The sequence below is a fragment of the Pseudomonas emilianonis genome (genome assembly GCF_023072625.1).
GTDB lineage: Bacteria > Pseudomonadota > Gammaproteobacteria > Pseudomonadales > Pseudomonadaceae > Aquipseudomonas > Aquipseudomonas paraveronii.
The window spans coordinates 1-11,827 of sequence record NZ_JAKNRV010000154.1 but is presented as its reverse complement, the minus strand read 5'-3'; the positions used below and the strand labels follow the sequence as shown (position 1 = coordinate 11,827).

Sequence of the window (11,827 nt, the reverse complement as noted above, 5' to 3'; positions counted from 1 at the left end):
CGCGATAAAGCGCGTGATGCGTTGCAGCGGGGCGATCTGTGCGTCGTTCCACAGGCCCAGGTCTTCGGCGGTGATACGGCCATCGGCGGTGATGGCGGTGGCTTCGGTGAAAATCAGCCCGGCCCCGCCCACGGCGCGACTGCCGAGGTGGACCAGGTGCCAGTCGTTGGCCAGGCCATCGACGCTGGAGTATTGGCACATTGGCGATACCGCAATGCGATTGAGCAGGGTCAATTGGCGCAGGGTATAGGGTTCGAGCAGCTGACTCATGGCGCACCTCTTCTGGGTTCTATGGGCACTGTTCAACAGTGCTTAGAGCCTAGTCGACAACAAGGGATCGCACAGGGTTCAGAAGGTAAAACGGGAGCCGATTGCCGGCTCCCGTTCAACAGCCGCTTACATTTCGACCTGGGTGCCCAGTTCGATTACCCGGTTGACCGGGAGTTTGAAGAAACGCAGGTTGCCGTTGGCGTTCTTCAACATGAACGCAAACAAGCCTTCGCGCCAGCGGGCCATGCCTTTGATACGCGAGGCGATCACCGTTTCGCGGCTGAGGAAGTACGTGGTGCGCATCGGGCTGAAATCCAGATCATCCAGGTGGCACAGCTTCAGCGCTTCTGGCACGTCCGGCTCATCGATAAAGCCGAAGTGCAGGATCACGCGGAAGAACCCTTCGCCGTAGGCATCCACCTCGAAGCGCCGTGCGGCGGGAACGCGGGGAATGTCTTCGTAGACCACCGTCAGCAACACCACTTGCTCGTGCAGCACCTGGTTATGCAGCAAGTTGTGCAACAGCGCATGCGGCACCGCGTCGGGCCGCGCGGTGAGGAACACCGCAGTGCCCTGCACGCGATGGGGCGGCTGCACGCGGATACTGCCGATAAAGATCGGTAGCGGCAGGCCGCCCTCGTCGAGGCGGTCCATCAACAGTTCCTTGCCGCGTTTCCACGTCGTCATCAGGATAAACAGCACGATCCCCGCCAACACCGGGAACGCACCACCCTGGATGATTTTCGGCACGTTGGCGGCGAAAAACAGCCCGTCGACCAAGAGGAAACCGATCAACACCGGAATCGCCAGCACCGGTGGCCATTTCCACAGCAACAGCATCACTGCCGACACCAGGATGCTGGTGATCAGCATAGTGCCGGTCACCGCCACGCCGTAGGCTGAAGCCAGCGCGGTGGACGATTCGAAGCCCAGCACCAGCAGGATCACGCCGACCATCAGCGACCAATTCACCGCACCGATGTAGATCTGCCCTTGTTCAGCGCTGGACGTATGCTGAATGTGCATGCGCGGGATGTAACCCAACTGGATCGCCTGACGGGTCAGGGAGAACGCGCCGGAAATCACCGCCTGGGACGCAATTACCGTGGCCAGGGTGGACAACACCACCAACGGAATCAGCGCCCAGCTCGGTGCGAGCAGGTAGAACGGGTTACGCGCCGCTTCGGGGTTTTCGAGCAGCAGCGCACCTTGGCCGAAATAGTTGAGCACCAGCGCCGGCAGCACCAAGGCAAACCACGCACGGGCGATGGGTTTGCGCCCGAAATGGCCCATGTCGGCGTACAGCGCTTCGGCACCAGTCAATGCCAGCACCACGGCGCCGAGAATCGCCACACCCATGCCAGGGTGGACCATAAAGAAACGCACACCCCATACCGGGTTCAACGCGTTGAGCACTTCCGGATGCTGGCTGATGCCATTCACCCCCAAGCCCGCCAGCACCAGGAACCACAACACCATGACCGGCCCGAACAGCTTGCCGATGCGGTCAGTGCCATGTTTCTGGATCAGGAACAGGCCCACCAGCACCACCAGCGACAACGGCACGACCCAGCGTTCAAGTCCCTCAAAGGCCAGTTCCAGGCCTTCTACCGCCGAGAGCACCGAGATTGCCGGGGTGATCATGCTGTCGCCGTAAAACAGCGCCGCGCCGATCAACCCGAGAATTACCAGCACCGAGCGCAGTTTCGGATACGGCGTCGCCGCCCGCCGCGCCAACGCGGTAAGGGCCATGATGCCGCCCTCACCCTGGTTGTCGGCGCGCAGAATGAACAACACATACTTGATGGAAACGACCCAGATCAGCGACCAGAAGATCAGCGCCAGGATCCCGAAGACTCCGTCATGGTTGACCTGAACCCCATAACCTCCGCTGAACACCTCTTTAAGGGTGTAGAGCGGGCTGGTCCCGATATCGCCGTAAACTACCCCGACCGCTGCCACCAGCATACCAATCGGCTTGGCGTTGGAATGCTCGGCACCCGCTGCCTGACTACTTGCCTGACCCATCAACCACTCCTGCCCTATGACCTGAGGTCTCTTATAAACAACGCGTCTAAGCTGACCTTAGCATGCGCTGTTTTACTTCTCGTAACAGACGTTTTATTGACCCAAGGATTTCACCCGCGAGCAACGGCGCGAAGCATAGCGCAGCACTCGTCGTATTTCCCTGCATAAAGCTGGTCAAGTGCGTTGCCCGTCGCTAGAATTGCGCACTTTTTGATCAGAGGCATAAAAGCCCCTCTCTCACGAGTGCGCTAAGTGCCCGTCTACCGCCTTGTCGTGCCCGACTGGCGGCGTCATTCAATACCGAGGTTAGACATGTCCACCACCATCGCAAAAGCCAACCCCAAGGTCGGCTTTGTTTCCCTGGGTTGCCCAAAGGCTCTGGTCGACTCCGAACGCATCCTGACGCAACTGCGCATGGAAGGTTATGACGTCGTGTCCACTTACCAGGACGCGGACGTGGTGGTGGTCAACACCTGCGGCTTCATCGACTCGGCCAAGGCAGAGTCCCTGGAAGTGATCGGCGAGGCCATCAAGGAAAACGGTAAGGTCATCGTCACCGGCTGCATGGGTGTCGAAGAAGGCAATATCCGCAAGGTACACCCGAGCGTGTTGGCCGTGACCGGCCCGCAGCAGTACGAGCAGGTGGTCAACGCCGTGCATCAAGTGGTGCCGCCGCGCCAGGATCACAACCCGCTGATCGACCTGGTGCCGCCGCAAGGCATCAAGTTGACCCCGCGCCATTACGCCTACTTGAAGATTTCCGAAGGCTGCAACCATAGCTGCAGCTTCTGCATCATCCCGTCGATGCGCGGCAAGCTGGTCAGCCGCCCGGTGGGTGACGTGCTGGACGAGGCCCAGCGCCTGGTCAAATCCGGCGTGAAAGAGCTGTTGGTGATCTCCCAGGACACCAGCGCCTACGGCGTCGACGTGAAATACCGCACCGGCTTCTGGAACGGCGCGCCGGTGAAAACCCGCATGACCGAACTGTGCGAAGCCCTCAGCAGCCTGGGCGTGTGGGTGCGCCTGCATTACGTGTACCCGTACCCGCACGTGGACGAGCTGATCCCGTTGATGGCCGCCGGCAAGATCCTGCCGTACCTGGACATCCCGTTCCAGCACGCCAGCCCGAAAGTGCTCAAGGCCATGAAACGCCCGGCCTTCGAAGACAAGACCCTGGCGCGCATCAAGAACTGGCGCGAGATCTGCCCGGATCTGATCATCCGTTCGACCTTCATCGTCGGCTTCCCTGGCGAAACCGAGGAAGACTTCCAGTACCTGCTCGACTGGCTGACCGAAGCCCAGTTGGACCGCGTCGGTTGCTTCCAGTACTCGCCGGTGGAAGGCGCTCCGGCCAACCTGCTGGACCTGGCCGTGGTGCCGGATGACGTCAAGCAGGACCGTTGGGAGCGTTTCATGGCGCACCAGCAGGCGATCAGCTCGGCGCGCCTGCAACTGCGCATCGGCAAGGAAATCGAAGTGCTGATCGACGAAGTCGACGAGCAAGGCGCCGTGGGCCGCTGCTTCTTCGATGCACCAGAAATCGACGGTAACGTGTTTATCGACGATGCCAGCGGTTTGAAACCGGGTGACAAAGTCTGGTGTACGGTGACCGATGCCGACGAATACGACCTGTGGGCTGAAAAGCGCGACTGATAGCATCAGGCACCGCTAAAAAAACTCGAAAAGCCCTGCCTCTGAACAAGATGCGGGGCTTTTTTAGGTCTATCGTCTTGCCCATCGGTACCGATCATCTACAAAAGGGCAGCGGGCATGCGTCAGCATTCGGTTATCCACACCCCCAAAACCAGCGACTTCGCGGAATTGGCGCGTATCTGGGAGGCTTCGGTGCGTGCCACCCATGATTTTCTGCCGGACAGCTACATCACGTTGCTGAAAAACCTGGTGCTGACCCGCTACCTGGATGCGGTCATGCTGATCTGCACCAAGGACACGCACCAACGCATCACCGGTTTCGCCGGGGTGGCCGCGGGCAAGGTCGAGATGCTGTTTATCGACCCACAGCACCGTGGCCAGGGCCTGGGCAAGCAATTGCTGCGTTATGCGATCGAGTGCATGAACGCCGATGAGCTGGACGTCAACGAACAGAACCCGCAGGCGCTGGGTTTTTACTTCAAGCAAGGCTTCGAGGTCATCGGCCGCACCGAGCATGATGGCCTTGGGCAACCTTATCCGCTGCTGCACATGCGTTTGCGCCAGGTGCAGCAAGAGGCGCGTCGGGGCTAAATGAAATGGGGCCGGGATTAACCGCGTCCACACAGGTACAATAGCGGCCCCCTTTTGCTACGGCCTTTGTCATGACTGACCCCATACGCCTCTCCAAACGCCTTATCGAACTGGTCGGTTGCTCCCGTCGGGAGGCTGAGCTGTTTATCGAAGGCGGCTGGGTCTCGGTGGACGGTGAAGTGATCGACGAACCGCAGTTCAAGGTCACCACCCAGAAGGTCGAACTGGACCCCGAGGCCAAGGCCACCGCGCCAGAGCCGGTGACCATCCTGCTGCACGCGCCTGTCGGCGTGGATGCCGAGACGGCGATGGCTTCGATCAACGCCGAAACGTTGTCGGAAGAACACCGCTTCAGCAAGCGCCCGCACAAGGGCCACTTCCTGCGCCTGACCGCCAGCTCCGACCTGCAAGCCAAGGCCAGCGGCCTGCTGGTGTTTACCCAGGATTGGAAGATTCTGCGCAAGTTGACCGCCGATGCCGCCAAGATCGAGCAGGAATACGTGGTGGAGGTCGAAGGTGACATGGTTGCTCACGGCCTGAACCGCCTCAACCACGGCCTGACGTACAAAGGCAAAGAGCTGCCAGCAGTGAAAGCCAGTTGGCAGAACGAAAACCGCCTGCGCTTTGCGATGAAAAACCCGCAACCTGGGGTGATTGCCTTGTTCTGCGAAGCCGTCGGCTTGAAAGTCATCGCCATCCGTCGCATCCGCATCGGTGGTGTATCCATCGGCAAGGTGCCGGTGGGCCAATGGCGCTACCTGTCTGGCAAAGAGAAGTTCTAAGCCACTCCCCTTTTTTTGACACCGCCTACGTGGGCGGTGTCCACCGTTGAAAACCAGGATTGCCCACCATGATTCACAACGACGTACTGCGCAGCGTGCGCTACATGCTCGACATCAGTGACAACAAGATGGTCGAACTCATCAAACTCGGCGGCATGGACGTGACCAAGGAAGACCTGCTGACTTACCTCAAGAAAGACGAGGAAGAAGGCTTTGTATTCTGCCCGGATGAGGTCATGGCGCACTTCCTTGACGGCCTGGTGGTTTTCAAGCGCGGCAAGGACGACAGCCGTGCGCCGCAGCCGATCGAAACCCCGGTGACCAACAACATCATCCTCAAAAAGCTGCGCGTGGCCTTCGAACTGAAGGAAGACGACATGCACGCCATCCTCAAGGCCGCCGAGTTCCCGGTGTCCAAGCCTGAGCTGAGCGCGCTGTTCCGCAAGTTCGGCCATACCAATTACCGCACCTGCGGCGACCAGTTGCTGCGCAACTTCCTCAAGGGCCTGACCCTGCGGGTTCGCGCGTAAGCCATGAGTTACCAGGTCTCGCCCGTTGGCTTCGTGCGCTCCTGCTTCAAGGAGAAGTTCGCCATCCCGCGCCAACCGCAACTGGCGCCTGCCGCCCGCGGCGTGCTGGAGCTGGTCGCGCCGTTCGACCACGGCGAGGCGGTGCAGGGCCTGGAGCAGGTCAGCCATGTGTGGCTGCTGTTTCTGTTCCATCAGGCCCTCGAAGACAAGCCCCGCCTGAAAGTGCGCCCGCCACGCCTGGGCGGCAACACGTCCATGGGCGTGTTTGCCACCCGTGCGACCCATCGACCCAACGGGATTGGCCAGTCGGTGGTGAAGCTGGACAAGGTCGAACCGGGCCGGCTGTGGATCTCCGGGATCGATCTGCTCGACGGCACGCCGGTGTTGGATATCAAGCCGTATGTGCCGTATGCCGACATCATCGACAGCGCCACCAACAGCATCGCCAGTAGCGCGCCGCAACTGATTCCCGTGCAGTGGCTGAAGACGGCTCTGCACCAGGCACAAGGCCACGCTCAGCGCCTTGCTGAACCGCTGGTGGAGTTGATCGAGCAGTGCTTGGCACAAGACCCGCGGCCGGCCTATCAAACGCCCGGGCCCGAGCGTGAATATGGCGCGCAGTTCTGGGACGTGGATGTGCGTTGGCACTACCCCGAGGCGGGTGTCATCTGTGTGCTGGAAGTGATTGCAGCTGAATAAACCGAAAACAAATGTGGGAGGGGGCTTGCCCCCGATGGCGGTCTGTCAGTTGCTACAACTAGCACTGAATCACCGCCATCGGGAGCAACCCCCCTCCCACATTTTTTTTGACCGCGTTTACTTCTCGACGAAGGCGCGTTCGATCAGATAGTCACCCGGTTCACGCATCCGTGGCGAAACTTTCAGGCCGAAGCTGTTCAACACTTCGCTGGTCTCGTCCAACATGCTTGGGCTGCCGCACAGCATGGCGCGGTCGTCCTCGGGGTTGATCGGTGGCAGGCCGATATCGCGGAACAGCTTGCCACTGCGCATCAGGTCGGTCAGGCGACCTTGGTGTTCGAACGGCTCGCGGGTCACGGTGGGGTAGTAGATCAACTTTTCACGCAGAGCTTCGCCGAAGAATTCATTCTGCGGCAGGTGCTCGGTGATGAATTCGCGGTAGGCGACTTCGTTGACGTAACGCACGCCGTGGCACAGGATCACTTTTTCGAAACGCTCGTAGGTTTCCGGGTCCTGAATCACGCTCATGAACGGCGCGAGGCCCGTACCGGTGCTGAGCAGGTACAAGTGCTTGCCCGGCTTCAAATCGTCAAGCACCAGGGTGCCTGTCGGCTTTTTGCTGATGATGATCTCATCGCCTTCCTTCAGGTGCTGCAACTGGGAAGTCAGCGGGCCATCGGGCACCTTGATGCTGAAGAACTCCAGATGCTCTTCCCAGTTCGGGCTGGCAATCGAATAAGCGCGCATGAGTGGGCGGCCGTTGGGCTGTTGCAGGCCGATCATCACGAACTGACCGTTCTCGAAGCGCAAGCCCGGATCGCGGGTGCACTTGAAGCTGAACAGAGTGTCGTTCCAGTGATGAACACTGAGGACACGCTCGTGGTTCATGTTGCTCATGTACGGGGGACTCCTGGAGATGGGTCTGCGCCAAATGATAAGTGCGCAATTGCACAGCATTCTAATCGCGGCGACAATATCTGTTAACTGGATTATTAAGATAAGGGTTATCGGTTATATCGATATGCGATTTACTCTCCGTCAACTGCAAGTCTTCGTCGCCGTCGCCCAGCAGGAAAGCGTCTCACGCGCTGCTGGCCTTCTGGCCTTATCTCAATCCGCCGCCAGCACCTCAATCACCGAGCTGGAGCGTCAATCCAGCTGCCAATTGTTCGATCGGGCGGGTAAACGCCTGAGCCTCAACGCCCTCGGCCGTCAGTTATTACCCCAGGCGGTCGCCCTGCTGGACCAGTCCAAGGAGATCGAAGACCTGCTCAACGGTAAGTCCGGCTTCGGCTCGCTGGCCGTCGGCGCCACGCTGACCATCGGCAATTACCTGGCCACGCTGCTGATCGGCAGTTTCATGCAACAGCACCCCGAGAGCCAGGTGAAGCTGCATGTACAGAACACTGCGCATATCGTGCACCAGGTCGCGCATTACGAAATTGACCTGGGTCTAATCGAAGGCGACTGCAGCCACCCGGATATCGAAGTGCAAACCTGGGTGGAAGATGAGCTGGTGGTGTTTTGCGCGCCTCAGCATCACCTGGCCCAGCGCGGCGTCGCCACCATGGAAGAATTGACCCATGAAGCGTGGATTCTGCGCGAACAAGGCTCGGGCACGCGGCTGACCTTTGATCAGGCCATGCGTCATCATCGCAGCGCGCTGAATATTCGCCTGGAGCTGGAACACACCGAAGCGATCAAACGTGCGGTGGAGTCGGGGCTGGGGATTGGCTGCATTTCGCGGCTGGCGCTGCGCGATGCCTTCCGCCGTGGCAGCCTGGTGCCGGTAGAGACCCCGGACCTGGACCTGGCCCGGCAGTTCTACTTCATCTGGCACAAGCAGAAATACCAGACCTCGGCGATGCGCGAGTTTCTGGAACTGTGCCGCGCCTTCACCGCCGGGGTCCAGCGCAGCGACGAAATCGTGCTGCCGAGCATTGCCTGAGGCTTAGATCAGGATCACGGCCCACACCAGGGCGATCATGGTCAGTGCCACGAATTGCGCGGCGCTGCCCATGTCCTTGGCGTTTTTCGACAGCGGGTGACGGTCCAGGGAAATGCGGTCGATGGCCGCTTCCACCGCCGAGTTGAGCAACTCGACGATCAACGCCAGCAGGCACACCGCAATCAACAGCGCCCGTTCGACGCGGCTGACATGCAGGAAAAAACTCAGCGGGATCAGGATGACGTTCAGCAACACCAACTGACGGAATGCCGCCTCACCGGTGAAGGCTGCGCGCAGGCCATCCAGGGAATAGCCCCCTGCGTTAAAGATACGTTTGATACCGGTTTGACCCTTGAAAGGCGACATAGATGTAGGCAACTGAACCAAAGAAGTGGGAAAACTAGATCACGCAAAGTCAAAAAAGCGTGAATCGGCAATAGCTTAATGCTGCGAAATTGACTCAAGTTGTTGCAAGAGCAACGCCGCCTGGGTTCGCGTGCGCACCCCCAGCTTGCGAAAGATCGCGGTGACGTGGGCCTTGATGGTCGCTTCCGACACGCTCAACTCGTAGGCGATCTGCTTGTTCAACAACCCTTCGCACACCATGGTGAGTACCCGAAACTGCTGGGGCGTCAGGCTGGCCAGGCCATCACGGGCAGCCTTGGCTTCGTCGGACACGTTGATTTCTTCAAACGCCTGCGGCGGCCAGGACACATCGCCATCCAGCACCGTGCGCACGGCTTTCTGGATATCTTCCATGGAGCTCGACTTGGGAATGAAACCGCTGGCGCCAAACTCCTTGGAGCGTACCACCACATCGGCTTCTTCCTGGGCCGAGACCATCACCACGGGGATCTGCGGGTATTGCCCGCGTAACAGCACCAGCCCTGAAAATCCGTAGGCCCCGGGCATATTCAGGTCGAGCAGCACCAGGTCCCAGTCGGATTTTTCGGTGAGGCGGGTTTCCAGCTCGGCAATGCTAGCCACTTCAACCAGACGTACATCCGGGCCCAGGCCCAGCGTTACTGCCTGATGCAGCGCACTGCGAAACAGCGGGTGGTCATCAGCTATCAGGATTTCGTATGTGGCCATTGATTAAATGATCCTGTTTTTTATGGCAGCCCTGATGGGTTCAGGGTTCGCCAATACACAAGGCAACGGCCAGGCAGCCATCACCACAGGGCATGCTCAACGTCAAAAGCACCTGAAACGACGTTGGAAATTCACGGTTGCGCCCTGATCGGCGCCCAGCATGCCCAGCGCAGCCTGGGTGGTCAAGCACTACGCCAATGGGCAGTTTAGCGGCGGTTGGATTCACAGTGCCATCATGCAAACGTCGTCTGGTTATACCGCCGGGATGTAGGGCGCTAGACGAGTATGGACGATATCCGTCAAGTCCAACGGTAACTGGAACTTGGCGGCCAGATAATGGGTGCTGAATACGTCGAGGTAAGCGTCCAGCACTTCGCTGGCCGCGCAGTCGTCGGCCAGCTCCAGGCACAGCGCGGCGACTTCGGCGGTGCAGAAATGATCATCACGCTTGGAACGACGCAGTTTGTAGCGCGACAGCTGTTCCGGAGCCAGGCTGAGGACCGGCAAATGCTCCAAATAGGGACTTTTGCGGAACATCTTGCGCGCTTCGCTCCACGTGCCGTCCAACAGGATAAACAGCGGGCGCTTGCCCTCCCCTACCTTGACCTCACTGACCACCCGTTCCGGCGCCACGAATTCGCCCGGGAACACGATGTAGGGTTGCCACTGCGGGTCAGCCAGCAGGGTGAGCAATTCGGGATCAACCTCGGTGCGCGACCAGGCGAACGCGCTGGTGTCGTCGATCACATCGGCGATCAGCCAGCCGGTGTTGCTGGGCTTCATCGGTTCGACGTCGTGCATCAACAGGCACATCGCAGACCGGGCCTGGACCTTGGGCCGCCAGGCACACAAACAATACGCGGGGATCACCCGGCAGCCGGGGCAGCGTTCGGCACGCGAACCCCGATTGACGAAAGGCGTGATGGCGCGCGCCAGGCGCTGGGTACGCAGACGAGAGACGGCGTGGCTCATCGGATGCGCCGCACGGAAGGGGAAATCGACACTGAGGGAACTCGAGGAAGGCTTAAGTGGCCGCAGTTTACCAGAGCCACACGCACTTCCCAGCAATACGCCTGGCTGTACTGGCCAGGGCTCACCTATAATTGCGCGCCACTGAACGCACAGCCCAGTGGCTGGTCTATGCACCAGTAACCGAATCAGGAGAGTTTCATGCTGCGTTCCATGCTGCGTCTTGTCGCCCCATCCGTCGCCCTTGCGCTGGTCTTGCCTGTTGGCGCTCAGGCGGCCTCGCTGCTGGAGGCCCAAATGAACAAGAAGCTGCAAAGCGTCGCGGCTGAAAGCAACAAGGACCTGCCCCGGGAAATCGATGAAAAAACCCTGGAAGTGGCCTACACCGTTGAAGGCCTGCAGTTGATCGATCACCTCAGCGTGCTGCCCGATCGTGCAGAACAGATGCGTGCCAACCCCAAGGCGGTGTATTTCCAACTGGGGCAAAGCGTGTGCCTGAACAAAGGCTACCGCGAGCTGATGGCCAAGGGCGCGGTCATGCGCTATGACATCTCCGAAAACAAGACCAACCGCCCGGTGGCATCGGTGAAATTCGTCGAAGCGGACTGCCCGGCACCGGCCGCGGCGAAGAAGAAAAAGTAAGTCGTACTTGCCCCCGCGCGCCGCTGTCCAGTGGCGCGCACTTCCCTCGTTTGCGTTTTCCACCAAGCGCCGCACGTTCTGACGTAAGACCAATAAGCGGTTGCCAGCCAAGGGTTTTTCGGCCCATGATCGTCTCATTCCTACTGCCCGCTCAGCCCAGTTCCCATGCTGTTCTGTAACATTTTCAGGGCAAAACAGAGCTGTCCTCCTGCCACGTGCAGTGCAAAGGTTTTTAAATCACAAGGAACATACAGAGCCGCACTTTGCCGCTTGGCGAACACCGTGCAATGCCTTGGCATGCAGTGTCGTGGCCACGGACGAATCTCGCCGCCAGCCCAGGCTCTGTGAAGAAGGAGAAGTTGAATGCCTTACGAACCGAATGAACGCCTGCTCCAGCATTTTGAAGCGAACGGGGTCGACCTCACGCAGCAGGTCGAAGCTCAACTCCAGTTGATCGCTCCCGACAGCCCGAATATCCCTCTTTATCGCGACATGATCCTCACCGCAACGAAGCGGCAGCGCCTGCTGATCAGCAACTACCCCGATTGCCAGGCAAGCACGGGCACGCTGGCGTTGCGGCCTTACGAATCCTTCGTGCTGCACCTCAAGGACTGACGCCTGGA

Annotated in this window: 12 protein-coding genes and 2 pseudogenes; 8 read left to right on the top strand and 6 right to left on the bottom strand. The window is 59.7% G+C overall.

Annotation, left to right across the window (positions count from 1 at the left end):
* Window positions 1–270 (bottom strand): annotated as a pseudogene (locus tag L9Z73_RS16390) (oxidoreductase); the annotation flags it as partial.
* 126 nt (window positions 271–396) lie between these two features.
* Window positions 397–2,298 (bottom strand): potassium transporter Kup, encoded by a 1,902-nt coding sequence (locus tag L9Z73_RS16385; RefSeq protein WP_247402925.1) that lies wholly within the window; start codon window positions 2,296–2,298, stop codon window positions 397–399.
* A 312-nt stretch (window positions 2,299–2,610) separates the two neighbouring features.
* Between L9Z73_RS16385 and rimO the strand changes: the two genes are divergently transcribed.
* From rimO to tsaA, 5 genes are all read left to right on the top strand, one after another.
* A complete protein-coding gene (gene rimO, locus L9Z73_RS16380; protein ID WP_282598651.1) occupies window positions 2,611–3,951 on the top strand; it encodes a 30S ribosomal protein S12 methylthiotransferase RimO in 1,341 nt (446 codons plus the stop codon).
* Between the two features lie 117 nt (window positions 3,952–4,068).
* Window positions 4,069–4,542, top strand: coding sequence for a GNAT family N-acetyltransferase (locus tag L9Z73_RS16375; protein WP_247402924.1), 474 nt, complete (start codon window positions 4,069–4,071; stop codon window positions 4,540–4,542).
* A gap of 71 nt (window positions 4,543–4,613) precedes the next feature.
* Window positions 4,614–5,324: an rRNA pseudouridine synthase gene (locus L9Z73_RS16370; protein WP_247402922.1), complete on the top strand. Its 711-nt coding sequence runs from the start codon at window positions 4,614–4,616 to the stop codon at window positions 5,322–5,324.
* A gap of 68 nt (window positions 5,325–5,392) precedes the next feature.
* The gene (locus L9Z73_RS16365; RefSeq protein WP_247402920.1) at window positions 5,393–5,854 is read left to right on the top strand and encodes a DUF1456 family protein; all 462 of its coding nucleotides are present in this window, start codon (window positions 5,393–5,395) and stop codon (window positions 5,852–5,854) included.
* A 3-nt stretch (window positions 5,855–5,857) separates the two neighbouring features.
* Window positions 5,858–6,553 carry a tRNA (N6-threonylcarbamoyladenosine(37)-N6)-methyltransferase TrmO gene (gene tsaA, locus L9Z73_RS16360; protein WP_247402918.1) on the top strand — a complete coding sequence of 232 codons (696 nt, stop codon included), beginning with the start codon at window positions 5,858–5,860 and terminating at the stop codon, window positions 6,551–6,553.
* A gap of 117 nt (window positions 6,554–6,670) precedes the next feature.
* Here tsaA and fpr read toward each other — a convergent pair whose 3' ends face one another.
* Window positions 6,671–7,450 (bottom strand): ferredoxin-NADP reductase, encoded by a 780-nt coding sequence (fpr, locus tag L9Z73_RS16355; RefSeq protein ID WP_247402915.1) that lies wholly within the window; start codon window positions 7,448–7,450, stop codon window positions 6,671–6,673.
* A gap of 124 nt (window positions 7,451–7,574) precedes the next feature.
* On the opposite strand from fpr, the gene L9Z73_RS16350 reads away from it, so the two are divergent.
* Complete coding sequence (locus L9Z73_RS16350; protein ID WP_247402911.1) at window positions 7,575–8,501, top strand: LysR family transcriptional regulator; 927 nt, start codon at window positions 7,575–7,577, stop codon at window positions 8,499–8,501.
* Between the two features lie 3 nt (window positions 8,502–8,504).
* On the opposite strand, the gene L9Z73_RS16345 is transcribed toward L9Z73_RS16350, so the two are convergent.
* From L9Z73_RS16345 to L9Z73_RS16335, 3 genes are all read right to left on the bottom strand, one after another.
* Window positions 8,505–8,867: a diacylglycerol kinase gene (locus tag L9Z73_RS16345; protein ID WP_247402908.1), complete on the bottom strand. Its 363-nt coding sequence runs from the start codon at window positions 8,865–8,867 to the stop codon at window positions 8,505–8,507.
* A 75-nt stretch (window positions 8,868–8,942) separates the two neighbouring features.
* Window positions 8,943–9,593, bottom strand: coding sequence for a response regulator transcription factor ErdR (erdR, locus tag L9Z73_RS16340; protein WP_247402905.1), 651 nt, complete (start codon window positions 9,591–9,593; stop codon window positions 8,943–8,945).
* A gap of 252 nt (window positions 9,594–9,845) precedes the next feature.
* On the bottom strand, window positions 9,846–10,565 hold the full coding sequence (locus L9Z73_RS16335) for a tRNA-uridine aminocarboxypropyltransferase (RefSeq protein ID WP_247402902.1): 720 nt from the start codon (window positions 10,563–10,565) through the stop codon (window positions 9,846–9,848).
* Between the two features lie 198 nt (window positions 10,566–10,763).
* On the opposite strand from L9Z73_RS16335, the gene L9Z73_RS16330 reads away from it, so the two are divergent.
* Together L9Z73_RS16330 and L9Z73_RS16325 are read left to right on the top strand one after the other, a co-directional pair.
* Window positions 10,764–11,204 carry a PA3611 family quorum-sensing-regulated virulence factor gene (locus tag L9Z73_RS16330; protein WP_247402900.1) on the top strand — a complete coding sequence of 147 codons (441 nt, stop codon included), beginning with the start codon at window positions 10,764–10,766 and terminating at the stop codon, window positions 11,202–11,204.
* Between the two features lie 363 nt (window positions 11,205–11,567).
* A pseudogene (locus L9Z73_RS16325) lies at window positions 11,568–11,717 on the top strand (cytochrome D ubiquinol oxidase subunit II); the annotation flags it as partial.
* Between the last annotated feature and the right edge of the window lie 110 nt (window positions 11,718–11,827).